General features: G+C 68.7%; 23 protein-coding genes. 14 read left to right on the forward strand and 9 right to left on the reverse strand.

Annotated elements, in window-relative coordinates:
* Window positions 1–88: 88 nt before the first annotated feature.
* From LY40_RS10075 to LY40_RS10090, 4 genes are all read left to right on the forward strand, one after another.
* The gene (locus tag LY40_RS10075; protein ID WP_183783762.1) at window positions 89–760 is read left to right on the forward strand and encodes a GntR family transcriptional regulator; all 672 of its coding nucleotides are present in this window, start codon (window positions 89–91) and stop codon (window positions 758–760) included.
* Window positions 761–897: 137 nt separating this feature from the next.
* A complete protein-coding gene (locus LY40_RS10080) occupies window positions 898–1074 on the forward strand; it encodes a hypothetical protein (protein ID WP_183783764.1) in 177 nt (58 codons plus the stop codon).
* 124 nt (window positions 1075–1198) lie between these two features.
* Window positions 1199–3583: a phosphoketolase family protein gene (locus tag LY40_RS10085; RefSeq protein WP_258936622.1), complete on the forward strand. Its 2385-nt coding sequence runs from the start codon at window positions 1199–1201 to the stop codon at window positions 3581–3583.
* The gene (locus tag LY40_RS10090; protein ID WP_258936623.1) at window positions 3580–4689 is read left to right on the forward strand and encodes an acetate/propionate family kinase; all 1110 of its coding nucleotides are present in this window, start codon (window positions 3580–3582) and stop codon (window positions 4687–4689) included. Before LY40_RS10085 ends, LY40_RS10090 begins: the two co-directional genes overlap by 4 nt.
* Before the next feature lie 18 nt (window positions 4690–4707).
* Here LY40_RS10090 and LY40_RS10095 read toward each other — a convergent pair whose 3' ends face one another.
* From LY40_RS10095 to LY40_RS10110, 4 genes are all read right to left on the reverse strand, one after another.
* A complete protein-coding gene (locus LY40_RS10095; protein WP_183783768.1) occupies window positions 4708–5571 on the reverse strand; it encodes an NAD(P)-dependent oxidoreductase in 864 nt (287 codons plus the stop codon).
* A 53-nt stretch (window positions 5572–5624) separates the two neighbouring features.
* Window positions 5625–6989, reverse strand: coding sequence for an MFS transporter (locus LY40_RS10100; RefSeq protein ID WP_308216704.1), 1365 nt, complete (start codon window positions 6987–6989; stop codon window positions 5625–5627).
* Between the two features lie 130 nt (window positions 6990–7119).
* Window positions 7120–8541 carry an NAD-dependent succinate-semialdehyde dehydrogenase gene (locus LY40_RS10105; protein ID WP_258936624.1) on the reverse strand — a complete coding sequence of 474 codons (1422 nt, stop codon included), beginning with the start codon at window positions 8539–8541 and terminating at the stop codon, window positions 7120–7122.
* Between the two features lie 97 nt (window positions 8542–8638).
* The gene (locus tag LY40_RS10110; protein WP_183783774.1) at window positions 8639–9592 is read right to left on the reverse strand and encodes a LysR family transcriptional regulator; all 954 of its coding nucleotides are present in this window, start codon (window positions 9590–9592) and stop codon (window positions 8639–8641) included.
* A gap of 168 nt (window positions 9593–9760) precedes the next feature.
* On the opposite strand from LY40_RS10110, the gene LY40_RS10115 reads away from it, so the two are divergent.
* Entirely contained in the window at window positions 9761–10684 is a 924-nt protein-coding gene (locus LY40_RS10115) for a YeiH family protein (RefSeq protein WP_258936761.1), read from the forward strand.
* Between the two features lie 72 nt (window positions 10685–10756).
* On the opposite strand, the gene LY40_RS10120 is transcribed toward LY40_RS10115, so the two are convergent.
* Both LY40_RS10120 and LY40_RS10125 read right to left on the reverse strand, forming a co-directional pair.
* Window positions 10757–11917 (reverse strand): UxaA family hydrolase, encoded by a 1161-nt coding sequence (locus tag LY40_RS10120; protein WP_258936625.1) that lies wholly within the window; start codon window positions 11915–11917, stop codon window positions 10757–10759.
* Window positions 11896–12198, reverse strand: a complete 303-nt coding sequence (locus LY40_RS10125; RefSeq protein ID WP_183783778.1) for a UxaA family hydrolase — start codon at window positions 12196–12198, stop codon at window positions 11896–11898. The genes LY40_RS10120 and LY40_RS10125 overlap by 22 nt, the downstream gene beginning before the upstream one ends.
* Before the next feature lie 181 nt (window positions 12199–12379).
* Here LY40_RS10125 and LY40_RS10130 point away from each other — a divergent pair, with 181 nt between their 5' ends.
* The 3 genes from LY40_RS10130 (at window position 12380) to LY40_RS10140 (ending at window position 15225) form a co-directional block, all read left to right on the forward strand.
* Window positions 12380–13363, forward strand: coding sequence for a hydroxyacid dehydrogenase (locus LY40_RS10130; protein ID WP_258936626.1), 984 nt, complete (start codon window positions 12380–12382; stop codon window positions 13361–13363).
* Window positions 13360–14385 (forward strand): Ldh family oxidoreductase, encoded by a 1026-nt coding sequence (locus LY40_RS10135; protein WP_183783782.1) that lies wholly within the window; start codon window positions 13360–13362, stop codon window positions 14383–14385. Before LY40_RS10130 ends, LY40_RS10135 begins: the two co-directional genes overlap by 4 nt.
* A 105-nt stretch (window positions 14386–14490) precedes the next feature.
* Window positions 14491–15225: a FadR/GntR family transcriptional regulator gene (locus LY40_RS10140; RefSeq protein WP_221212748.1), complete on the forward strand. Its 735-nt coding sequence runs from the start codon at window positions 14491–14493 to the stop codon at window positions 15223–15225.
* A gap of 36 nt (window positions 15226–15261) precedes the next feature.
* Here LY40_RS10140 and LY40_RS10145 read toward each other — a convergent pair whose 3' ends face one another.
* The gene (locus LY40_RS10145) at window positions 15262–16902 is read right to left on the reverse strand and encodes an SLC13 family permease (protein WP_183783784.1); all 1641 of its coding nucleotides are present in this window, start codon (window positions 16900–16902) and stop codon (window positions 15262–15264) included.
* A 126-nt stretch (window positions 16903–17028) separates the two neighbouring features.
* On the opposite strand from LY40_RS10145, the gene LY40_RS10150 reads away from it, so the two are divergent.
* The 6 genes from LY40_RS10150 to LY40_RS10175 all read left to right on the forward strand — a co-directional run bounded on the left by LY40_RS10150 (window position 17029) and on the right by LY40_RS10175 (window position 22710).
* The gene (locus tag LY40_RS10150; protein WP_258936627.1) at window positions 17029–17754 is read left to right on the forward strand and encodes a sulfite exporter TauE/SafE family protein; all 726 of its coding nucleotides are present in this window, start codon (window positions 17029–17031) and stop codon (window positions 17752–17754) included.
* 108 nt (window positions 17755–17862) lie between these two features.
* The gene (argH, locus tag LY40_RS10155) at window positions 17863–19374 is read left to right on the forward strand and encodes an argininosuccinate lyase (RefSeq protein ID WP_258936628.1); all 1512 of its coding nucleotides are present in this window, start codon (window positions 17863–17865) and stop codon (window positions 19372–19374) included.
* Entirely contained in the window at window positions 19367–20104 is a 738-nt protein-coding gene (locus LY40_RS10160; RefSeq protein WP_183783790.1) for a succinate dehydrogenase/fumarate reductase iron-sulfur subunit, read from the forward strand. Before argH ends, LY40_RS10160 begins: the two co-directional genes overlap by 8 nt.
* Entirely contained in the window at window positions 20091–21836 is a 1746-nt protein-coding gene (locus tag LY40_RS10165; RefSeq protein ID WP_258936629.1) for an FAD-binding protein, read from the forward strand. Before LY40_RS10160 ends, LY40_RS10165 begins: the two co-directional genes overlap by 14 nt.
* Window positions 21833–22336, forward strand: a complete 504-nt coding sequence (gene sdhC / locus LY40_RS10170; RefSeq protein ID WP_183783792.1) for a succinate dehydrogenase, cytochrome b556 subunit — start codon at window positions 21833–21835, stop codon at window positions 22334–22336. Before LY40_RS10165 ends, sdhC begins: the two co-directional genes overlap by 4 nt.
* Window positions 22333–22710, forward strand: coding sequence for a succinate dehydrogenase/fumarate reductase transmembrane subunit (locus LY40_RS10175; protein ID WP_183783794.1), 378 nt, complete (start codon window positions 22333–22335; stop codon window positions 22708–22710). The genes sdhC and LY40_RS10175 overlap by 4 nt, the downstream gene beginning before the upstream one ends.
* Before the next feature lie 72 nt (window positions 22711–22782).
* Here LY40_RS10175 and LY40_RS10180 read toward each other — a convergent pair whose 3' ends face one another.
* Both LY40_RS10180 and LY40_RS10185 read right to left on the reverse strand, forming a co-directional pair.
* Window positions 22783–23862: a GNAT family N-acetyltransferase gene (locus LY40_RS10180; RefSeq protein ID WP_228726036.1), complete on the reverse strand. Its 1080-nt coding sequence runs from the start codon at window positions 23860–23862 to the stop codon at window positions 22783–22785.
* On the reverse strand, window positions 23859–24902 hold the full coding sequence (locus LY40_RS10185; RefSeq protein WP_183783797.1) for a GNAT family N-acetyltransferase: 1044 nt from the start codon (window positions 24900–24902) through the stop codon (window positions 23859–23861). Before LY40_RS10185 ends, LY40_RS10180 begins: the two co-directional genes overlap by 4 nt.

The raw sequence follows: 24902 nt of genomic DNA on the forward strand, positions 1-24902 counted from the left end.
GTGCAGGCGGGCGTCCTTCTATTTTTTATAGCCCAAATATATGATCTGGGGAAGGGTCGAACCTCGGCGGATGTGAGTGAGGCGGGTCATGACGAACACGACGTCACGCACCAGGGGAAAGCGGTCCCTGCCCGACCAGGTCGCCGCGCACGTACGCGAGCTCATCATGTCCGGGCAGTTGCGATTCCCCGAGTTCGTACGGCTCGATCAGGTCGCCGCCGACCTCGGCATCAGCGTCACGCCGGTCCGCGAGGGACTGCTGACGCTGCGTGCCGAGGGCTTGTTGCAGCTCGAACCGCGGCGCGGGTTCATGGTCGCCCCGCTGTCGGGGGACGACGTCCGCGACCTGTTCTGGGTGCAGGCGCAATTGGAAGGCGAGCTCGCGGCACGCGCGGCACCGCGGCTGTCCGACGACGACCTCGCCCGGCTCGACGAGCTGCAGCGGGGCCTCGCCGACGCGCTCGCCGAGGGCAGGCTCGACGAGATCGAGGACCTCAACCACCGGTTCCACCACCTGCTGGCGATGGCGGGTCGGTCGCCCAAGCTGACGTGGTTTCTCGGGCAGGCGGTCAAGCACACGCCGTCGCGCTACTACGAGACGATCGACGGCTGGGTGCAGGCGTCCGTCGACGACCACTATCCGATTCTCGAGGCGCTGCACGCGCGAGATCCGGAGGCCGCGCGAAAGGCCATGCAGGACCACATCCGTCACGCCGGTGAGCTGCTCGGGCGGCATGTCGATCGCCGCGCCGCCGAGTGAGATCGCCGTACCGGGCGAAGCGACGGTGCCGGGTGAGATTTGCCGTGCCGGGCGGACCGCGCTCCGGTCCGGAGTCGTCCTCGTGCGCGGCGGTCGGCGTCGTGTGAAACGCCCGTGATGTCCGTACGCTGACCCGTATGAGGATCAGGAAGACGGTCGCGGCATTGGCCGCGGTGAGTGCGCTCGGTGGAGTGGCCGCCTGTGACGAGCCGGTCGAGGACGACGGCAACCAGCAGGAGGAAGACGGCGGCGGCCAGTACGGCGACGAAGGCCGCGACGAGGACGACGGCGACGGTGAGGGCGGCGAGGACTGACCGTCCCCGGCCCGGTCGATCACGGCCTCCGATCGGGCCACGCCACCGACCACGGGATTGAGTCGCCTCGCTGTCCGGGTAGTCCACGGCGACGTGGGAATACCCGGACACGAGGGGATCCGACATGGCCGGACAGGCGACCGTGACCGATGTTCATCCGCTCCACGACGACGAGTTGCACGCACTCGATGCGTACTGGCGCGCGGCGAACTATCTGTCGGTCGGGCAGTTGTACCTGCTGGACAACCCGCTGCTACGGGAGCCGCTGCGGGGCGAGCACCTCAAGCCGCGGTTGCTGGGTCACTGGGGCACCACCCCCGGTCTGAATTTCGTCTACGCGCACCTGAACCGGATGATCCGGCGCCGCGACCGCAACGTCATGTACGTGATCGGCCCTGGCCACGGCGGTCCTGGCCTGCTGGCGAACAGCTGGCTCGAAGGTACCTATTCGGAGGCCTATCCCGCCGTCGGGCAGGATGAGGAAGGCATGCGCCGGCTGTTCCGCGAGTTCTCGTTCCCCGGTGGCATGCCGAGCCACGTGGCCGCGGAGACGCCCGGTTCGATCCACGAGGGCGGAGAGCTCGGCTACTCGCTGGCACACGCCTACGGTGCGGTGCTGGACAACCCGGACCTGCTGGTCGCGTGTGTGATCGGGGACGGCGAGGCGGAGACGGGGCCGCTGGCCACCAGCTGGCACATCAACAAGTTCCTCAACCCCGCAACCGACGGTGCAGTGCTGCCGATCCTGCATCTCAACGGGTACAAGATCGACAATCCGGCGGTTCTCGCCCGTATCCCGCGCGAGGAGCTCGACGCGCTGCTGCGCGGCTGCGGTTACGTGCCGTACTACGTCGACGGTGACGAGCCGGCCACGATGCACCGGGAGATGGCCGCCACGATCGACCGCATCATGGGCGAGATCGACGTCATCCAGCACAGCGCACGCGAAGGAGAACTCACCGGCCGTCCACAGTGGCCTGTCTTGGTGCTGCGCACCCCGAAGGGATGGACAGGTCCGATCGAAGTGGACGGTATGCCGATCGAGGACACGTGGCGTTCGCACCAGATCCCGCTGGCCGAGGTGCGGGAGAACGCCGGGCATCGGGAGCAACTGGAGTCGTGGCTGCGGTCTTATCGGCCGGCGGAGCTGTTCGATGAGCGTGGTGCGCCCCGTCCCGAGCTGGTGGCGCAGGTCCCGGCGGGCGGCCGCCGCATGGGGGCGAACCCGCACGCCAACGGCGGACTGCTGCTGAAACCGTTGCGACTGCCCGATTTCCGCGAGTACGCCTCGGAGGTGACGAAGCCCGGGTCGACGATGTCGGAGCCGACACGGGTGCTGGGACGTTGGTTGCGGGACGTGATGCGCGCCAACGACGATCACCGGAATTTCCGCCTGTTCGGCCCGGACGAGACGGCGTCGAACCGGCTCGACGCGGTCTACGACGGGACCGCGAAACAGTGGCTCGGCGAGCTCCGTGGCACGGACGAAAACCTGGCCAGGGACGGGCGCGTCATCGAGATGCTGTCCGAGCACGTGTGCCAAGGCCTGCTCGAAGGGTACCTGCTCACCGGCAGGCACGGGCTGCTGTCCTGCTACGAGGCGTTCATCCACATCGTGGACTCGATGTTCAACCAGCACGCGAAGTGGCTGAAGACGAGCAAGGGACTCGACTGGCGCAGGCCCGTCGCATCGCTGAACTACCTGTTGACCTCGCACGTGTGGCGGCAGGATCACAACGGCTTCTCGCACCAGGACCCCGGGTTCATCGATCACGTGATGAACAAGAAGGCCGAGATCATCCGCGTCTACCTGCCGCCCGACACGAACACGCTGCTGTCGGTGGCCGACCACTGCCTGCGCAGCCGCGACTACGTCAACGTCGTGGTGGCGGGCAAGAACCGGACGCCGGAGTGGCTGGACGCCGACGAGGCGGTGCTGCACTGTGCCCGCGGCGCTGGCATCTGGGAGTGGGCGAGTTCGGACGCCGGCAGGGAACCGGACGTGGTGATGGCGTGTGCAGGGGACGCGCCGACACTGGAAGTGCTGGCCGCGACGTCGATCCTGCGGGAGCGCCTGCCGGAGTTGGCGGTGCGGGTGGTCAACATCGTCGATCTGATGCGGCTGCAGCCGGCGAGCGAGCATCCGCACGGCATGACGGACGCCGAGTTCGACGCGCTGTTCACGACGGACCGGCCCGTGCTGCTGGCGTATCACGGCTATCCGTGGCTGATCCACCGGTTGACGTACCGGCGGCGCAACCATCGGAACATCCACGTCCGCGGCTACAAGGAGGAAGGCACGACGACCACGCCGTTCGACATGGTCGTGCGTAACGACATGGATCGGTTCCGCCTGGTCATCGATGTGCTGGACCGGGTGCCCCAGCTCGGGGTTCCGGCAGCGCGGCTGCGGCAGGACATGGTCGACACCCGCACCCGCCACGACGCGTGGACCCGCGCGCACGGTGACGACCTGCCCGAGGTGCGGGACTGGGTCTGGCAGTCGTGACGGGAGCGCCGGTGCACGTGCTGGTGGTCAACGCCGGATCGTCGAGCCTGAAGCTACGGCTGCTCGACGCCGCCGACGAGGTCGTGGATGCCGTGGCCCTCGAGAACTGGGACGGAGCCGACACGGCCGAACTGGAGAGGTTCGTGCGCCGCCTGCCCTCGGTCGATGCCGTGGGGCACCGCATCGTCCACGGCGGACGTCGGTTCAGCGAACCGGTGCGGATCGACGACGAGGTGCGCGAGGCGATCGGCGGCCTGGCCGATCTCGCCCCGCTGCACCAGCCGCGTGGCGTGGCCGGGATCGATACGGTGGCGCAGGTGCTGCCGGGCACACCGGCGGTCGCGTGCTTCGACACGGCGTTCCACACGACGATCCCGGACGCGGCAGCCACGTACGCGCTGCCCGCGGAATGGAATCGCCGGTGGGGGCTGCGCCGGTACGGGTTCCACGGCCTGTCGCACGCCTACGTGACCAGGAGGGCGGCTGAGCTGACGAGGCCACCGGAGCGGGAACCGCGGATCGTGTCCTGCCACCTCGGGGCCGGCGCGTCACTCGCGGCGGTTGCGGGCGGCCGATCGGTCGACACGACGATGGGCTTCACGCCACTGGCGGGGCTGGTGATGGCGACCCGCACCGGAAGCGTCGATCCCGGCCTGGTGCTGTGGTTGCAGCAACAGGCGGGAATGGACGCCGACTTTCTGTCGCACGCGCTGGAGCGCGAGTCCGGTCTCGCGGGACTGTCCGGCGGAACCGGCGACATGCGCGAGATCATGTCCGGAATGGACTCCGGTGACGAGGCGTGCCGGCTGGCGTTCGACGTGTACGTCCACCGGCTGCGACGCGAGATCGCGGCGATGACGGGCAGTCTCGGCGGGATCGACGTGCTGGTGTTCACCGGCGGCGTGGGGGAGCACAACGCCCGGGTGCGGGCCGAGGCCGCCGGTGGACTGCGGTATCTGGGCGTGACCCTGGACACGAAGGCCAACGAGGCGTGTACCGGGGAGGCCGACATCAGCGGGGCAGCGGCGCCGGTGCGCACGCTCGTGGTCCCCGCTCGGGAGGACCTCGAGATCGCCGCCCACACCCGTCGCACGCTCGCCGAGTGACGGGTGTGGGCGGGGACCTCAGTCCCGGCCGGGTGGCGTCAGCAGCGAGCGCATGGCCACGACGTCCCGGTCGCCGTAGCCGTGCACCACGGTGCTCAGCAACTGCGCCAGGGTCTGCGCGGACACGGGGGTGGGAATCCCGAGCCTCCCCGCCGCGTCCACCGCGAGTCGGAGGTCCTTCGCCGCGAGTGCCGTGCTGAACCGGGCCGTGTCGTCGCCCGCGATCATCCACGGGAGGCGGACCTGCGATTGGAACGAGTAGGCGCCGGTGTCATCGAGCGCCGAGGCGAACAGTTCCGGGTCGATCCCGGCCTTCTCCGCGAGCGTGAAACCCTCGCTCAGCACGGCGACGTTCGTCATCCCGATCATGTTCGAGATGAGTTTGAACACGGCCGCGGCCGACGGTGAACCGAAGTCGTACGTCCGCTCGCCCATCCGGTCGAACACCGGGGCGAGGGTGGTGATCGCCGCGCCGGAACCGCCCGCGAACAGTGGGATGGCGCCTTGCTCCGCAGCGGCCGGGGTCTTTCCCAGGGCGCAGTGGACGAACGCGTGACCGTGTTCGGCGAGCATGGTCTCCAGTTGGTCGGCCGTGGCGGGGTCGATGGTCGACACGTCGACAGCGATCGCGGTCCCGGACAGGTGCGGTGCCACCTCCCGCCACACCTCCGTGACGACCTCCGGCGTGGGAAGGCTGGTGAACACGACGTCGGCGTCCTTCGCCGCTGCCGCGGCGCTCTCGGCGGCTTCGGCACCGACTGCGGTACAGCGCTCCACTGCGGACGGCGAGGTGTCGGCGACCCGGACGTCGTACCCGCCGGTGGCGAGGCGGCGGGCCACGGCGCCGCCCATGTTGCCTGCGCCGATGAATGCGATTCTCATTCGAGCATCTCCTTTGTGGTCCCGCGTGGGGATCGGGTGTGCGCGTACGGCCGTCACACGGCTGGATGTCGGTCGGGTGCCGCTGCAGCGAGGTCGGCCGCTTCCTCGGCATCGACGTCCACGCGGGTGGGTTCCCATCTGATCGCCAGCAGGACGAGGAGGCCGAGCAGCGGGGCCGCTGCGACGACGTAGAACACGCCGGTTCCCAGGTTCGCGCTGAGGATGGGGAAGAAGAACAGCGAGACCATGGATCCGATGCGCAGCATCGCCTGGCCGAAACCGCTGCCGACGCCGCGAAGGGACGTCGGATAGCTCAGGGTTGCGATGGTCATGCCCTGAGCGCCGGGGCCGTAGGAGTGGAAGAACACGAACACCCCGAGCATCGCTCCGACGAGGATCAGCATCGCGCCTTCTGCGTCGCCGACCAAACCCAGGCCGATGAGCATCGCGAAGCAGACGGCGAAGCCGCCGGCCGCGAGCTTCCAGGAGCCGAGCTTGTTGCTCAACCGCACACCGAGCAGGCCGCCGAGGACGCCGAACACGAGGTTGAAGATCAGCGGGCCCACGATGGAGGTGAGTCTGCCCTGGTGCAGGAGCGCCGCGATGATCACCGGCAACGCGAACCCGACGGCGTAGTACTGCACCGATTGCAGCGCGCTCACCGACGCGGCCAGAATCGTACGTGCTCGGTAGCGCGGGCTGAACAGGCGTGCGAACTCGCGCAGTCCGGACGACGGCGGCCCTGTCGCGGCGGGTTCCTGTGCCGAGTCGTCGACGGTGACGGTGAGTCCGTACGACGACTGAAGAATCTCGGCGGCTCGGTGTAGATCACCCTGTCGAGCGGCCCATGCGGGCGATTCGTTCATGTACCGATGCCGGATGAGCATCACGATGAGAGCAGGAACAGCGCCGAAGCCCACGGCCCACCGCCAGAGGTCGGCGTGGCCCGATTCCGGTATCAGGAAGTAGAAGGGCACCAGCACCAGGAAGCTGCAGCCGGTGGCGAAATACCACATCGGCTGCCACAGCGACACCTTTCCGCCGCGGCCGCGGAGCGCGTTGAACTCGGCGATGAATGCCAGCGCGACGGGGAAGTCGATACCTATCCCGATGCCGAGGACGAATCGCGCTCCGGTGAGTAGCTCGAAGGTGGGTGCGACCGCGCAGGCCAGGGCGGCGACGACGAAGAAGACCATGTCGGCCATGAACATCTTGTAGCGCCCGATGCGGTCGACGAGGTATCCGCCGACCAGGGCGCCGAGGAGTGCACCGACCATGATGGAGGCCGATACGATGCCTTCTTGGATCGAGCTGAGCTCGAAGGTGACCGCGATGTCCTTGAGGCCGAAGGCGATCGCCGAGAAGTCGTAGGCGTCGATGAAGATCCACCGAGGGCGATGATGGTGATCGCCGTCGATTTACCGCCTTTGGCCCGTCCGGAATTGATGAGCTCGTTGACGTCCGCCGCCGATGAGATGACAGGGGGCGGGTCGGAGTGTGGGGTCGGCATGATGAGACGTCCTTGTCCATGGCCGTTCGGTACTCGGATCAGAGACCGATCGCGACGTACCTGGTCTCTTCGAACTCTTCGATGCCTGCGGCTGCGCCTTCGCGGCCGAGGCCGGATTGTTTGGTCCCGCCCATCGGGGCGAACGCAACACTGGGAAGCGGATTGTTGACACCGACGATGCCGTTGTCCAACTGCTCCGACCAGCGCCATGCGCGTGCCTGATCGCGGGTGTACACATACGCGGCCAGGCCCATCTCGGTGCCGTTGGCCGCGGCGAGTGCTTCCTCCTCGGTGTGGAATGGGAACACTCCTGCTACGGGGCCGAACACCTCCTCGGTCGCCAGCCGGACGTGACCGGGGACATCGGCCAACAGGGCGGGCCGGGCGAAATTCGGGCCCGGTACCTCGGTGTCACGGGTCAGCTTGTGTGCGCCGGCGGCGACGGCCTCCTGGACGATCGCCTCGACCTCGCGCACCCGGTCGTGATCGATGCACGGACCGAGGTCGGGGGTGGGCTCGGCGAGTCCGTCGCCGATCGACATCGCATCCATGGCCGCTGCCAGCCGCTTGGTGAACTGCTGATAGACCGCTGCGTGCACCAGGAAGCGGTTGGCCGCGATGCAGGATTGTCCGGTGTTGCGGAACTTCGCGAGCATGGCGCCCTCGACTGCGGCGTCGATGTCGGCGTCGTCGAACACGACGAAGGGCGCATTGCCGCCGAGTTCGAGCAGCGGCCGCACGATCCGACCGGCGGCGGCGGTCAAGATGCGCCTGCCCACTTCGGTCGATCCGGTGAAACTGACGACCCGCACCGCCGGATGGCCCAGGTACCCTGCGGTGATCTCGGCTGCGGGGCCGTGGACGAGGTTGAGCACGCCCGGCGGCAGACCGGCATCGTGGAGGCAGCGCACGAGTTCGGTCGCCGCCAGGGGTGCCTTCTCCGACACCCGCGCCACCACGGTGCATCCCGCTGCGAGCGCCGGGGCCAGCTTGCGAGCCTGAATGGAGCACGGGAAGTTCCACGGGGTCAGGCTCGCGACGACGCCCGCGGGTCTGCGCATGCTGAGGTGCCTGCGGTCCGCTGCCTCGTGGGTATGCACCGTACCGGCAGGCCGGCGTGCCTCTTCGGCGAACCAGCGCAGGTATTCGGCCGAGAAGGCGATCTCGCCGATTCCCTCGGGAAGGCGTTTTCCCGCCTCCCTGGCCAGCAACGTGCCGAGCTCCGTCGAGCGTTCGCGGAGCAGGTCTGCGGCCCGCAGGAGGATATCGGCGCGCTGTCGTGGTGGTGTCGCGGCCCAGCCGGGGAACGCGTCGGCCGCGGCGTCGGCCGCCGCAGTGGCCTCCGCGCCGCCTCCACAGGCGACGGTTCCGATCACGGTGTCATCGACCGGATTCCGTACGTCCCGGACCGATTCCGTGTCGAACCACTCGCCGTTCACGAGCATGGTCCCTTGCCCCATCAACGACTCCTCACGTTTTGGCGAGAGGTCTTACCTCTTGCGGGGGTGACGGTAGCGGGTGCACGAGTGCGGGACAAGTCCCGCATCGATCGTCGGGTCAGCCGCGGTCGCGTTCGGACTGCGTACGGCGCACCGATGTTGTACGGGGCCCGGCGCCGGCGCGCGAAGCCAGTGCGAGCAACTCGGCCGCGGCACCGGACGGTGCTGCGCCCGTGTGCCAGACGGCGCGCAGTGTCCGGTGCAGGTCGACTCCCGAGGTGGCCACTTCCCGCAGATTCCCCGCCGCGAGATCGGATGCGACGACGAGTTCGCTGAGCAGTGCAGGGCCCGCTCCAGTGGCGACCGAACTGCGTACCGCGGTGGTGGAGCCCAGTTCCAACAGCGGTTCCACAGGGGTGAGGCCTGTCGCGAGCAGGGCCTGTTCGACGGTGTCACGGGTACCCGACCCGCTCTCCCTGCTGATCAACGGGGTTGCGGCTAGTTCCGCTGCGTCGACGGGCGTGCGCCTGCGCGCCCAGCGGTGCCCCGGGGCGACGACCAGGACCAGCCTGTCCCTGGCGACGATCTGGGAACGCAGTCTCCGGAGCCGTCGGGGGGATTCGATGAAGCCGAGGTCGATCTCGCCGTTCCGGACCAGCTCGCACACCCGTGTGGAGTTGAGCACCTGCAGTCCCACGTGAAGATCGGGAACCTGTCTGCGCAGCTCACCGATCCACGTGGGCAGCAGGTGCTCGGCCACCGTCAGACTCGCCGCCAGTGACAGTTGGGCGGTGCGTTCCCTGCGCAGTGCGTTGACGCCTTCGACGAGCAGGTTGACGTTCTCGATCACCCGCTCCGCCCAGCTGCAGATCAGCCGCCCGTCCGGCGTCAGCGTCGAACCGGTGCGGGACCGGTCGAGCAGCCGTACGCCGAGTCGGCGCTCCAGCGCGGAAATGCGTTTGCTCGCGGCGGGCTGGGTGGTTCCGACCTGCGCGGCGGCGGTGGTGAGGCTGCGGTGCTCACCCACGAGCACGAGCAGTTGCAGGGATTCGATGTCCGGCAGTTCGGTCATTCCCAGAGGTTATGACGTGCGAACGAGCTGGTGGTACCGCCGTCCGAGCCCCGAAACGACGATGAAGTGGTGACAAAGCAAGAGTCGATCGTGGACGGGTCCGCGCGTTGGCGTGCACTCGTACCCGGTGTCGCGGTGGCGACGGCGGGAACGGCCGTGGCGTTCGGGATGTCGCTTCTGTGGCCGGTGCTGAGCGCCCTCACCGTTGCGGTGGTCCTCGGGGTGGCCGTCGGCCGCTGGATTCCGGAGCGGGCGCGGGAGGGGCTCGCGTGGGCCACCAAACGATTCCTGCGAGTGGGAGTTGTGCTGCTCGGCCTGCAGCTCGGGCTCGGCGAGGTGTTGGAACTGGGGCCCGGGGTGGTCGCCGCCGTCGTGGTGACGGTGCTCGTGGCGTTCTTCGGCACGCTGGGTATGGGGCGTCTCATCGGAGTGTCGCCGGGCCTTCGACTGTTGGTGGCCACGGGGTTCTCGATCTGCGGAGCCTCGGCCATCGCGGCGATGGACAGCGTGACCGACAGCGACAAGGAGGATGTCGCAACCGGTGTGACTCTGGTGACCTTGTACGGCAGCGGGGCGATCGCCGTGGTTCCGCTGCTGGGCCAGTGGCTCGGCATGGTGCCCGAGCAACTCGGCGCCTGGGCGGGAGTGTCGATCCACGAGGTGGCGCAGGTCGTGGCCGCGGCATCACCGGCGGGTGCGGCGGCCGTGGCCGTGGCCGTGGTCGTGAAACTCACCCGCGTTGTGCTGCTGGCCCCCATGGTGGCAGGAGTAAGCATGGCGAATCGTCGCGGCAACGGCCCCGCGGGCGCTGCGACGACCGGGAAACGTCCGCCGCTGATTCCGCTCTTCGTCGTCGCGTTCCTGGTGATGATGCTGGTCCGGAGCACGGGCGCCGTGCCATCGGTGCTGCTTTCGGTGTCCGATGTGGTCGGTACATTGCTGTTCGCCGCCGCGTTGTTCGGCCTCGGTACGGGAGTGAGCCTGGGTTCCCTGCTCCGGACAGGCCGGCGGGGGCTCGCGCTCGGGGCGCTGTCCACGCTGCTGGTGGCCGTCGTCGGGTACACCGCGTTGGCGGCGGCCGGGGCGGTCTGACCCGCAACCCGCACATGTGGATGGGGCGCACCTCCGGTCGAGGTGCGCCCCATCCACGCGGGGGTCGATCGCTTATGCGCTGCGGTAGAGCTTGGTGAGCGTGAACTCGCGGTGGTTCAGTGCCTCGGATGCGGTCACCCGGCCGTTGATCGTCCGTTCGACCAGGTCGATCAGCGCATCTCCGGCCTGCTCCACGGTCGATTCCTGAGTCAGCACGTCGGAGCAGTCGACGTCGATATGATCGGACATCGCCGACGTCGTCTTCGGGTTCGCGCTGATCTTGACCACGGGTTGGACCGGATTGCCGATGACATTGCCCTGTCCCGTGGGGAAGAGGTTGACGACCCCGCGCCCGGCTGCCATGAGCGTGACGCACTCGGCTGCGGCCGATGAGGTGTCCATGAAGTGCAGACCGGGCCCGGTCGGTGCTTCGGCCGGGGCGAGTGCACCCATGATCGGCACGGATCCCGTCTTCACGATGTTGCCCATGGCCTTCTCTTCGATGGTCGACAGCCCGCCGGCGATGTTGCCCTGCGTCGGCTGGGAGCCGAGCAGATTCGCCCCGGTCTGTTCGATCATCTCGACGTAGTCGTCGTAGAAACCCTGGAACCGCTTGCGGACCTCGTCGCTCACACAGCGCTCGGCGATGAGGTGCTCCCCACCGGTCAGCTCACTGGTCTCACCGAAGATCATGGTGCCGCCCGACTCGACCCACCGGTCGACGAGGTGAGCGGTGACACGACAGGATCCGAGGCCGGTCGTGGTGTCGGACTCGCCGTCCTTCATGGACAGTACGATGTCGGACCGATCAACCGGTTCGCGCGTGATCTCGCTGGCGTCCTGGAGGAACTTCTTGGCGTACCGCGATGCGCTCTCGATCACGCGCAGGTCGCCTCGTCCCTCGATGGCGATGCGATGCACGGGTTTGCCGGTCTTGGCGATGCCGTCTGCGACGACGTCCGTCCAGTTCGGCTCGATCCCGATGACGATGACCGCGGCGACGTTCGGATTGGCGCCGACGCCGATGAGGGTGCGGAACGTGAGGTCCAGATCGTCGCCGAACTGGAGTCGTCCGAATGCGTGCGGGAGTGCGAGGGTGCCGGGCACCAGCGACGCGATGCCCTCGGCCGCGGAGTTGGACAGGTCGTCCACCGGGAGGATTGCGACATGATTGCGGGTGCCGACCGAACCGTCCGGCCGTCGGTACCCGGTCAGGCGACGCTGCTGAGCCACCGTGCGCTCCTAACGTTGTGAGTGTGGACGTAGTCGCCGCGTGCGATGTCCTGCGACGCGATGGCGGTCCGGACGCCGTACTCGATGACGTCGTCGCCGCTGCGGATGTCTCGCAGCGCCACCTTGTGGCCCAGCGGCACCTCGTGGGCGAGTTCGAGTTCCTCGACGGCGTCGCTGTCGAGGTACCCGCCCTTGACGGGGCCGGGGGTGAGGTCCCGTACCGCGACGCCGACCGCGTCACCCGAGCGATGGGCCAGGAAGTCTGGCCGGGGAGCTGACATGTTCTCCTCTTTCGGTAAGTGGTCTTACCTCTTCCGTTTCCGACGTTAGAAGCAGGGGAGAAGCGTTGTCAACGCGAGGTGAGGGCTCACTCGCAGTGTCGGCCGTGTTGGCAAGCGATCTTCGGTGCGTTACGTTCATCGGACAGAGGTCAAACCTCAATGGGACGAGGATTGAGATCGAATGAACGGTGCGGAGATGGCCGGTTCGGTGGCGGTTGTCGAGAACGTGTGGGGCGAGGCGTTCGACAAGCTCGCGCGAACACACGACGTCCGATGGGAGCCTGATGCGTGGGTCGACGATGACCTGCTGCGGCACACGCTCTCCGGTGCACAGGCAGTGGTGGTGCGGAACAAGGCGCGCATGACGGCGGAGATGTTGGCGGCGGCGCCGGACCTGCGGATCGTGGCGCGGGCGGGCACGGGGCTGGACAACATCGACCTCGATGCCGCCGACAACGCGGGTGTGGTGGTGTCTGCGGCGCTCGGCGTGAACGCGATGAGCGTGGCCGAGCACACCCTGGCGTTGGCGCTCGCGGTACTGCGCGAGATTCCCGCCCATGACCGTGGAGTCCGGAACGGGGAATGGAACCGGAGTTCGGGCCGGGAGCTCTCGGGCAAGACGTGGGGACTGCTCGGCCTCGGCGCCACCGGTATGGCGGTGGCGCGTGTGCTGCGAGGGTTCGACGTGCGTGTCCTGGCGTACGACCCGTACGTCGATCCGGCGGCGGCGGACGTGCGCGAGGCGGGGGTGACCGTAACGGGGTGGGACGAGGTCCTCTGGTCCGCCGACGTGCTCAGTGTCCACCTCCCGGCGACCCGCGAGACTCGGCATGTCTTGAGCGACGAGGCGTTCGCCGCGATACGGCCCGGCGCGGTGCTGGTGAGCGCGGGGCGCGGGGAAGTGATCGACGAATCGGCGCTCGCGGCAGCACTGCGGTCGGGGACCGTGGCCGGGGCAGGCCTGGACGTGCGGGAGTCGGAGCCACCGGGCCGAAGTCCGCTCGACGCGCACCCGACGGTGATCTACACCCCGCACGTAGCGGGGTTGACGGTGGAGAGCCAGGAGCGCATCGCATCGGTGCTCGCCGACGACGTCCAGGCCGTGCTGGCCGGGCGCCGCGCGGTGAATGCGGTCGGCAAGCACGACCTGTGGACACCGGCATGAACGGCACGAGGACAGCCGGCGAGCTGAGATCCCGCGCACAGCAGCTGTTGACGGCGTCCGGGGTGCCCGAGCCGAACGCGGCACGGACGGCCGAGATGCTCGTGCTGGCGGACGTGTGGGGAGTGCACACGCACGGACTCATGCGGCTTCCGCACTATCTGGAGCGGCTCGCTGCGGGAGGCTGCAGGGCGGACGCGGTACTGACGCCGGTGTCCGACACCGGCGGCGTGGTGGTGTACGACGGCGGTGCCGGCCTGGGGCACTGGCAGCTATGGCGCGCGGCCGAACGGGCGGCGGAACTGAGTGGCTCGACCGGCATCGCGGCCGTGGCGGTGCGGAACTCGTCTCATTGCGGCGCGCTCGGCGCGTACGTGTACCCGGCTCTCGACGAGGGATTGCTGACGTTGGTGTTCAGTAACGGCCCTGCGGTCATGCCACCGTGGCAGGGCACGAGGTCGGTGCTGTCGACGAGTCCGCTCGCTGCCGGTGTACCCGCGGCGCCGCGGCCCGTGGTGGTCGACCTGGCCACCAGTGCTGTGGCGCGCGGTGCCATCGCGTGGCGGGCGCAGCAGGGCATCGAGCTCGAACCGGGCTGGGCGTTCGACGTCGACGGGGAGCCGACCACCGATGCGCAGGCAGCCCTGCAGGGCATGCTCGCTCCCATGGGCGGTAGCAAGGGCTTCGTCATCGCGCTGCTGGTCGAAGCGTTGACCGGCGGTCTGGTGGGCCCCAACCTGTCCTCGGCGGTGCCCGACATGTTCAACCGGGCCGACGACGCGGTTCCGCAGGGTATCGGCCATCTGGTGGTGACGGTACGTCCCGGTGCGTTCGATCCGGCCGCGATGGAGCGATTCGCCGCACTCGCCGAGCAGGTGGGCGACGCGGGTGGGCGCACACCGGGCGCCTCGCGGATCGGCCCGGCGGACCTGGCCGACGACCGTGTCGTCGAGGTGGCGGACAGCACCGCGGCGCACCTGGACGACTGGGCGAAACGCCTGAATACGACCGCTGCGCAGGTGTGACGTTCACCCGGGCAGGGGGCACCGTGCCACGGCCGTGTCCCGTGCCGGGGTCGTCCCCATTCCGAAGGTAGACTGGCCAGACCAGTTGGCCGGAAGGATGAGGCGTTGGACAATCTGTGGGAGCCGATTCAGCCACCGGGTTCGCTCGCCGCGCGGATCGCCGAGCGGATCGAGGAACTGATCACGGCGGAGCAATTGAGGCCGGGTGATCGTCTTCCGCCCGAACGGGAATTGGCCACGATGCTGGGCGTGAGCCGTCCGTCGCTGCGCGAGGCCATCCGCTCCCTGTCCGCGCGCGGTCGGCTCGCTGTGCGCCACGGTCAGGGCGTGTTCGTCGAAGAGCCTGCGACCACGAAGCGGCTGACCCACAGTCTCACCTCTTACGAACACGACCTCGACGAGCTGTTCGCCATGCGTGAGGTACTCGAGGTGCCCGCCGCCGGTTGGGCCGCGAAGAACTGCACCGAGGTGGGCATCGAGTGGCTCCAGGACGCGTACGACAAGCTCATCGAGGCCACGCGGGATCCGGTCGACTGGGACGAGGTGCAGCGACTGGACGCCGCGTTTCACGAGGCGGTCGTGCGAGTTGCGGGCAACCGTTTCCTCATGCGCACCCTGGGGGTGCTGAACGAGATCATGGTGACCGGCATGGAAACGACGCTGCGCCTGCCGGGCAGGTTGGAGAAGTCGGCCGCCGAGCACACCCGGATTCTCGAGGCGATCAAGGCGGGCGACTCGCGCGCGGCTCGTTCGGCGGCGCGGGCACACATCCGCGGTGCGTACGCGGCGGCGCGGAGACACACGGAGAACCCGGTGGCGGTGGAAGCCGGCGAACTCTGACCGGCTTCCACCGCCACGGTTCGGGTTCTGTTGCTGTCAGCCGAAGACCATGCCCACCATGAGCGGCAGCAACAACACCACCAGGACGATTCCGGCGATGTCGAAGGTGAAACCCGAGCGGACCATCTTGGTGATGGGCACCGCGCCCGACCCGTAGACGATGGCGTTCTGCGGCGTCGACACCGGAAGCATGAAGCCGAACGAGGCCGCGAACGTCGCGGCCAGCGCGGGAACGAACGGATCGACGCCAGCAGCCGTCGCGACCGGGATGAGGATCGGCACCACCACCGACGCCGCAGCGGTGTTGGAGGTCGTTTCGGAGATGACGACTGCGAGGACGACGGCGAACACGAGGATGGCGATGTTGCTGCCCAGCCCCAGCATCGCTGCCGCTCCGGTGCCGATCGACTCGGCGAGCTGCGTCTCGGCCAGCAGCGTGCCGAAAATGATGCCGCAGCCGAACAGCACGATCGTTCCCCAGTCGATGCGACTGGCTTCCGACCAGGTGAGCGTGAACTCGCGGTTGGACCATTTGGTCGGCAGTACGAACAGCAGCGCCGCCCCGAGTACCGCGACCACGCCTTCGTCGAGGTGGGAGCTCACCGTCCGGTAGGCGGCCGAGTCGTCGCCGGCGACCAAGGCCACGAGACCCGGCACCATCCAGAGTGTGACCGTCACCCCGAAGGCGATCAGGGTGTTGCGTTCCGCCCACGACATGCGCCCTAGTTTCGCCCGCTCAGCGGTCACGTAGTCCTCGATGCCGGACAGCCTCTTGATTTCCGGACGGTTGAGCAGCAGGAGGACACCGGCGAGCAGCAGGAACATCACGATGCAGACCGGTAGTGCGGTGAGGAACCAGCTGAGGAACGAGATCTGCTGCCCGGTGGCCTGCTCGATGAACTCGCGACCGATGAGGTTCGGCGCGGATCCGATCGGGGTGAGCAGTCCACCCGCTCCGGAGCCGTAGGCGAGCATCAGCATCAGTGCCACACCGATGCGCAGGCGCAGCGGGTCGAACGGGGTGCCCTCGGGCAGATCCTTGCGGACGAGTTCCGCGATGACGGCGAGGATGCCGACGGCGGTTGGCAGCAGCATCGCCACCGTAGCCGTATTGGAGATCGCGGCGGACAGTACGGCGGTGATGGCGCCGAACGCGCACACCACGCGCGCCGACGTCTTGCCCACCCCGGGCAGTGACAACACGAGGAAGGCGAACCGTCTCGCGAGGCCGTGGCGAAGCATCGCCTGCGCCAGGATGAAGGCGCCGATGAACACGAAGATCGTCGACGAACCGAACGGTGCCAGTGCTTCGTCGGCCGGTACGACACCCAACAGGACGATGGCGGATACGCCGATGAGTCCGCCGATAGGGATGGGTACGGGTTCGCAGACCCACAGCACGACCACTCCGAGCAGGATCGCGGCCAGTTTGTGCTGCGGACCGTCGAGCGATGTGGGCAGGAACAGGAACACCACGGTCACCAGCGGCGCCAGCACGAGCCCGATGGTGCGGCGGGCGCGTTCGAAGCGTTCTTCGGTGGGGGACAGGGTTTGTTCGCCGAGACTCCGGTATGTGGTTCCCGACAGCAGGACGGAGGTGACATCACTTCCGGAGCTGCTCCGGGAGTCGCCGGACACTCCGTCGGGCCCGGCGTTGTCGTTGACCTCAGTAGCCATGCGCCGCACCATACCGACGAGTGACGCAGACCACTAGACCCAGACCACCAGAGGTCTTACCTCTTTCTTTCTGGATGAATCGATCCTGCGATAGGGTGCGATCGCAATCAGCGGAAGGGGTGGCCGATGTCGACGGTGATCGTCGGCGGTGCCGGGATCGTCGTCCTTGCGGCCGTGCTCGGTGGCATGACCGGATTCGGCTACAACCTCATCGCGACTCCGCTGATACTGCTGCTCGGCTTCGATCCCCCGACCGTCGTGGCGGTGAATCTCGCGATCGCGCTCGCGACACGGGTCTCGGTCGTGGCGCGTCTGTGGCGTTCGATCCGGTGGCGTCGTGCGATCCCACTCGCCGTCGCGAGCTTCCCCGGGCTTGTCGTCGGAGCGCTGCTCGGCGGCCTGATCGATCCGTCCGGGATTCGGCTCGTCACCGGGGTGGTGGTACTCGTTGTCGCACCGGTGATGGTGTTCCGGACGCCGAGTCCTGGTGAACGGTCGCGGAGTCGCTATGCACTCGCGGGCTTCGCCGGGGGAGCGCTGGGTACGACGACATCGTTGAACGGCGTGCCGGTGGCGCTGACTCTCGCGGCCGATACTGACGGTCAGCGTAGTTTCATCGCCGATCTGGCGGTGTACTTCGTGTCGAGCAATGTGGTCGGTCTCGTTGTGCTCGGCGTTCGGGACGGGGCGTTCCTCGGCGATGTCGGGTTGCTGGCGTGGTGGTTGCCCGGTGCTCTGGTCGCGAACTGGATCGGCACGGCGTGGGGTGGTCGTGCCCGGCCCGACGTGTTCCGTATCGCAACGTTCGTGCTCGTGATGGCGGCCGGTGTGGCGACGCTGCTGTCGGTGTGATGTGGCCGGCGCCACTGGGGCGTTGACACCTGATCAACAGGTAGTAAGCATGTGCCTGGAGGGCAGAGGTCAAACCACATCCGCACCGTCGCGGAGTTGGAGGTAGCGATGCCGGCCGAGCGGATCTCTCGCGAACGACTGACCGAACCACCGGGTGAGATCTACACGACCACCGTGCTCGAGCCGAGCTTCCGGTTCATGCTCGACGAGTACTTCGACCCATTGCTCGAGACGAACCGGGCCTGGGCCGTCATGTTGGGCGACACCGGGATCGTCGCGCCCGACAACGTCCGGCGCCTGCTGGGGGCGCTGGACCGGATGTCGGAGGAGGGTGCGGCGGCCTTCGCGGAGTTCAACCCGGATTTCGAGTACTTCTACTCCCACCTCGAACACCGGCTGGCCGAACTGGCCGGTGCGGCGGCCGCGGGCGAGATCAACCTGGGCAGAACGCGGCCCGAGCCGCTCACCCGGATGGCGCTTCGGCCACGGATCATCCGGATTCACGGGGAATTGCTGTCGTTGGTCGAGGTACTGCTCGATCTTGCAGCCCGCGAGGCGGGCACGGTGATGCCCCAGTGGACGCACATGCAACCGGCGCAGCCGTCGACCTTCGGGCACTACCTGCTCGGTATCGCCGGCGCGCTGCTGCGGGATGTGGACCGGCTCGCGGCCGCCTACCGGACAACCAACGCCTGCACGCTCGGCTGCGGCGCTCTCGCCGGCACGTCCTACCCCGTCGACCGGGGCCTCGTGGCAGCCTTGCTGGGCTTCGACGAGGTGCGGGAGAACACGATCGATTGCGTCGCCTCCGGTGACCACGGGCTCGAAACGGCGGCCGCCGTCGCGAACATCGGTGTCACCCTCAGCAGGCTCTGCGAAGACCTCTACCTGTGGCACACCGACGAATTCGGGCTGGTGGAGATCGGCGACTCGTTCGCAGGCTCCAGCAGCATGATGCCCCAGAAGAAGAATGCCTACCCGTTCGAGTACGTGCGCGCCCGCGGCGCACGTGCGGTCGGCGAGATGACCTCGGCCTTCGGTGCGCTGCACAACACGAACTTCGGCGACATCAAGGACGTCGAGGAGGAGATGGTGCCGCCGGTGTTCCGCGGGTGCGACGAGATGGTGACGTCGCTGCGTCTGCTCGGCGGGACGCTGGGCACGCTGGTGGTCCACCGAGAACGTTGCGCTGCCCGTGCCGCGTCGGGTTTCTCGACGGCCACCGAGCTCGCCGCCGTGCTGCATCGGAAATCGGACCTGGATTACCGGTCGGCCCACCGTGTGGTCGGGCACCTGGTGCTGCTGGCCACGACCCGAGGACTGTCGCCAGGTGAGGTCGGCGCCGCACTGCTCGACGAAGCGGCACGTGAGGTCCTCGGACGGGATGCGGGTCTGGCCGATTCCCAGGTGCGCGACGCTCTCGACCCGTCCGGGTTCGTCGCGGCGCACCAGGTGCAGGGCGGGCCGGCACCCGAACCGATGCGGCACGCGCTCGCCGGTGCACGGCAGCAGCTGGCCGATCGGCGGGAGTGGCTGGACCGCGCACGGAGCGGACTCGACGAGGCGTCGGACCGTCTCACCGCCCGCGTGCGCGACTACCTGGGCGACTCCCATGGCTGATACCGCCGATGCGGACACGAACGCCGGCGGGCTGGTACGGGTGACCGTGACGCGCAGCGTCGAGGGCACGCGGTCGGAGTTCCTCGTCGCGCGTATCCGTCCGATGACGGTTCTCGACGCGCTGCTCGCCGTACAACGGGAGCACGATCCCGCGCTGGCCTTCCGCTTCTCGTGCCGGGTCGGCATGTGCGGGACGTGCACGGTGCGGGTCGACGGACGCTCGGCGCTCGCGTGTCAGACGGAGATCCCGGCGGACACCGATCGGATCCGGGTCGACCCACTCGCGGGCCTGCCCGTGGTGCGGGATCTGATCGTCGACACCGGCCCCTTCTGGCAGGCGTGGGCATCGGTGCGGCCGTATCTCGTGCCCGGCGAGGACGCCGACGTCGGCATGGACGCCGAGCCGGCCGTGATCGCGCCGGATTCGGCCGAACGCCGCGCCATCGATCCTGCTCTGGACTGCATCGGGTGCGCGGCGTGCTTCTCGAGCTGTGGCATCGCGAGTGCGCATCGGGATTTCGTCGGCCCCGCGGCGCTGAACCGCGCGATGGTGCTGGTCGCCGACAGCCGGGACAGTGCCACGGCCGAACGCCTGGAGGTCGTCGGGGCGGAATCCGGTGTCGACCGGTGTCACTACATCTACGGATGCACCGCTGCGTGTCCCAAGGGGCTCGATCCCGCGCGTGCGATCCGCCGACTGCGTGGCAGGAGGTTCCGTGGCGACCGGTGAGGTATGGCGGGAACCGGAGGTGCTGGACACCGACGTCGCAGTGGTCGGCAGCGGGGGAGCCGGTCTGATGTGCGTGCTCCACGCCTTGACGGCTCGTCCGGAGTTGGACGTGACCGTGGTGAGCAAAGGCGCGGTGGGACGTTCCGGGTGCACCCGCATGGTGCAGGGCGGCTACAACGCGGTCCTCGACCCCGACGACTCGGTGGACCTGCATCTCCGCGACACGGTCCAGGGCGGGAAGTTCCTCAACGACCAGTCGTTGGCCAGAACGCTGGTCGACGACGCGCCTCGGGTGATCAACGAGCTCGAGACCAGGGTCGGGTGCTTCTTCGATCGCAGGCCCGACGGCCGCATCCATCAGAAGGCCTTCGCCGGGCAGGCGTTCGATCGGACGGTGCATCGCGGTGACCTGACCGGCATCGAGATCATGGGACGGCTTCGCGATCAGATGTTCCGTCTCGGTCCTCGCGAGCTGGAAGACGTTCGTGCCCTCGACCTCGTCCACGATGCCGAGGGTGAACTGGCCGGGTTGACGGCGTTGAACGTGCGCACCGGCGATCCGTTGGTCTTGCGGGCTCGGGTGGTGGTCGTGGCGACGGGCGGTTCGGCGACGATGTACCGCGTCGCGGCGCCGGCTAGAGAGAAGACCGGCGACGGCGTGGCGATGTGTTGGCGAGCCGGCCTGCCGATGCGGGACATGGAGATGCTGCAGTTCCATCCGACCGGGCTGCTGGCCGGTAAGTCCCGGATGACCGGCGCGGTGCTGGAGGAGGGGCTGCGCGGAGCAGGGGCGCACCTGTACAACGCGGCCGGCGAGCGGTACATGGCCCGGTACGACGCGGAGCGGATGGAACGATCCACACGGGACGTCGTGGCGAGGGCCGGATACCTCGAGATCATGGCGGGACGCGGTACGGACGAGGGTGGCGTCCTGATCGACATCTCGCACCTGGGCAGCGGCGAGGTCGAGCGGTGTTTTCCGGGCATGGTCGCGAGAACCCGGCAGATCGAACAGGACCTGGCGATCGGTCCCGTCCAGGTCTCGCCCACGGCACACTTCCACATGGGCGGTGTGCTCATCGACGCCGACGGCCGGACCGACGTCGACGGACTCCTCGTGGCGGGCGAGGACGCCGGCGGTACGCACGGCGCCAACCGGCTCGGTGGCAACGGCGTCGCCGAGTCGACCGTGTTCGGTGCACGCGCCGGGGACACTGCCGCCCGGCTGGCCCGGCAGCGGCGGTTACGCACACCGGAGCGGACCGAGGTGAACGCGTCGCTGGCGCGAGCGTACGCGCCGCTGACCCGATCACTCGGTCCGTGGCCGTTCGATCTGACCCGGCGGCTGAAGGAACTCATGTGGCGCTCGGTCGGCGTCGTACGCGACGGTGCCTCGCTCGAGCACGCGGGCAAGGAACTCGACGCGCTGGCCGACGAGATCGAGCACATCGCCGTTCCCGGTCCGCCACAGGTCAACTTCGCCTGGCAGGAGGCGCTCGACCTGGCCAACCAGGTGACCGTCGCCAGGGCCATGGCTCACGCGGCGGCCTGGCGTACCGAGACCCGCGGGGCGCACGCACGGTCGGACTTCCCCGATACGGACGCTCGTCCCCGGTATCTGGTGCAGCGGGCGGCCGGCGACGGCCCGACCGGTGCGATCGAGTCGGAGGTGCGCGACGTGGAGTTCAGCCACCTCCGGCCGGCCGATCTCGATGGGAGGCCGGGCTCGTGAGCGTGGCGCAGTTCGTGTTCTTCTGTGGATTCGCGCTGGTGGCCGTCGCGATCGTGGCGTTCAGCGTCGTGGTCGTGCGCAGCGCTCGCCGGGACGACGGCGGGCCGTTCGTGTCGCGCTCGCTGGTCGCTCGGCTCGCCCGGCCGGGACGCGACCGGGCCGAGCTGCAACGGTGGGCGTTCTACCTCCACCGCGTCAGCGGCCTGGGACTGTTCGCCTTCCTGTGCCTGCACGTCGGCGACGTCAGCCTGTACGTGATCTCGCGTGAGATCTACGACGAGGTACACCAGGTGTACGGCAGCGTGCCGATGCGCTTTGCCGAGGTCGGGTTGCTGTTCGGCTTGCTGTTCCACACGGCCAACGGGTTGCGGCTGGTCGCGGTCGACCTCGTCGATCTCGGGCTGACGGGCTCCACACGAGCGCTCTACGGCGTCCTCGGGGTGAGTGTGGTCGGCACGCTCGCGGGTGCCGTGTTCATTCTGGGACCGGTGATCGTATGACGGTGGCCGACATCAAGGGTGATGCGAACTCCGCACGCCGCAGGCGGGCGGCGTACGTCGCGCTGCGGTTGTCCGGTGTGCTGCTCGCCGTGCTGGTGCTGGGGCATTTCGTCGCCACCCACGTCACCACGGACGTCGCGGACACCGACTCCCGCTTCATCGACCAGCGGTGGGCGACCGCACTGTGGCTGGTCTGGGACGGGGTGATGCTGGCGGCGACACTGGGCCACGCGGTGCTCGGCCTGTGGGCGGTGATCGCCGACTACACCGCGGGCAGACGCAGGCGAATATGGCGGGTGGTCCTGCTCTGCGGAGCGGGAGCCGTCCTCGTCGGCGGGATGACCTTGTTGTGGCTCGCGGCCACGGCATCCTGACCGGGCACGCCGGCCTGACCGGCCACAGCATCCTGACCGGTCGTTGCCGGATCCGGGCCGGCTCACGGGAGGTCAGTGCAGCGGGACGAGGGCCGCGTGCTGGGCCACCGTCCTGGCGCCGAAGGTGCGTTTGAGCTCGGTCATCTTCTTGCCGAGCACTATGCCCTTCTTGCCGGATGCGAGCGCGAACCGCACGGCCTGGGTGTACATGTCGAAGTACAGATTCCGTCGCCCGCCGCGGTGCAGCGGCAGCGTCGACCACGAGCGAATCACCGGCCACTGTGGATGGTCGAGGATCAGTGCGAGCGCACGCAGCGCTCCGGAGACTGGGTCGACATACCGTACGCCGACGACGTCCGGCTGGCGCAACAGGTGCTCGAGGTAGCCGGTGAACATCGGCAGCGGCACGATCGGCACGTCGTGGTGCTTCTCGGCGTTGTGCCGCAACAGTGTGGCGACCTCGCCGGCGTCGGTGTCCGCCATCGGGCCGGTTCTCACCTCCAGGTGCGGATCGTCGTCGACGGTCCGCTCGATCTGGGTGAGGCTGCGCCTGCGGGTGGCGCGCAGTTCGGACTGCCAGTGTTCGACGGATTCGAACGAGGCGGTGTCGAGCATGCTGATCGGTTCGGTCGGCCGGACGATCCGCAGCGGCGCGCTCACGGCCGCGGCATCGGTGTCGCCGAGCTGGCGGGCGAGCAGCAGGCGCGATCCGCCACCCAGTCGGTCGCGCATCGCAGGCGCGTAGTCGGTGAGCAGCCGCTGCCCGGTGCCGTCGGCGAACCACCAGCCCGGCGCCGACGCGTTGTTCGGTGCCCGGACGTCGAGCCCACCGATCCGTCCGCCGCGCGTCGTGAGTGCGAAGCGGTGTCGCCTCGTCGGAGGTCCGACCCACGCGGCCCACACCACCCCGCACGGGCCGTCGTCGGCGTGCAGCACCGTGACGTACTGGGGTGTGCGAGCCGCCCACGCCTGGGCGGCCAGGGCGGCCCAGCTCCAGTCCGCGTACAGACCTGCGGTTGCCCGCAGTCGGGACCAGTAGGCCGGTTCGGGATCGAAACGCGGGTCGAACACCTCGTAGTGGGCGGCCCGCGCCGAACCCTGCAGGGTGCGAACGGCCGCCCGGGAGCCGGAATCCGCCGGCGGCCCGATCATCGGCACACCGGCCGCGGAGCGATGACGGTATGCAGCGGCTGCGGCGCGAACCCCAGCGATCCCTTGACGTCCTGCATGCCGCGGCCGGACGAGATCGACGGCCTGCCGTTGTCGATCATGAATCCGACCACGCGCGCATAGGCGTCGAAGTACAGGTGCCGCTTTCCTCCTCTGTCGGGCGGGACCGCCGCCCAGTGCTGGTGCAGCGGCGTCACGACGTGATCGAGCACGTTGGTGAACGCGAGCAGCCGCCCGGATGCCGCGTCGCGGTACGTCAGGGTGGCCACGTCCGGCCTGCGCACCAGCCCGTGCAGGTACTCGGCGGTCACGGCTCCGCGCAGGTCGAGTGGAACGCGGCCGAACTTCGCCCGGTGCGCGTGCAGCAGTGTGGCCAGCTCCGCACCGTCGACGTCCTCCCTGCCTCGTCCACATCGGATCGTCAACGACGGGTCGGCGGCGACCTTGCGGCGCTGGCCGCGGATGCTGTGCCGCCTGCTCCGCGCGAGCGACGAGACCCACTCGTCGACATCGGTGAAACCGTTCTGGAGCAACGTCGTGGGCACGGCGTCGCGCACCGCCCTGCCCCTGCCGGTGATGTCCGGGAGCTCACCGTCACGGACATAGCGGTGGACGACCCCGCAGCAGCCGGGGCCGATGAAGGCCACGACAGCGCGCTCGGCCGCCCGCGTGATGTCCCGCCGCGTGGTGGCGTCGAGCCCGGGCGCGAACACCCGCCCCGACGTGCCGGGCATCCACGGCTGGTGCACCTCGGCGAGCCGGGGTGCGAACCGTGCCATGCCGCCGACGGGCCTGCGGCGGTGCGGATCGCCGGGGCGGGCGACGGTGACCGAGAGCGCTGCGACCGGCTCGCCCCCTTCGCGTGCGACGACCAGCAGGTTGGGGCATCGCGACGACGCCGTTTCCAGGCGCAGCATGCCGTAGTCCCAGGGCGCGGGCAGCGACTGGGCCGCGGCGAAATCGGCCCAGTCGGCGGGCTCGGGTTCGCTGCGCGGATCCAGGACGTCGATGTGCACGGTCAT

Source organism: Prauserella salsuginis (genome assembly GCF_024648885.1).
Lineage (GTDB): Bacteria > Actinomycetota > Actinomycetes > Mycobacteriales > Pseudonocardiaceae > Prauserella > Prauserella salsuginis.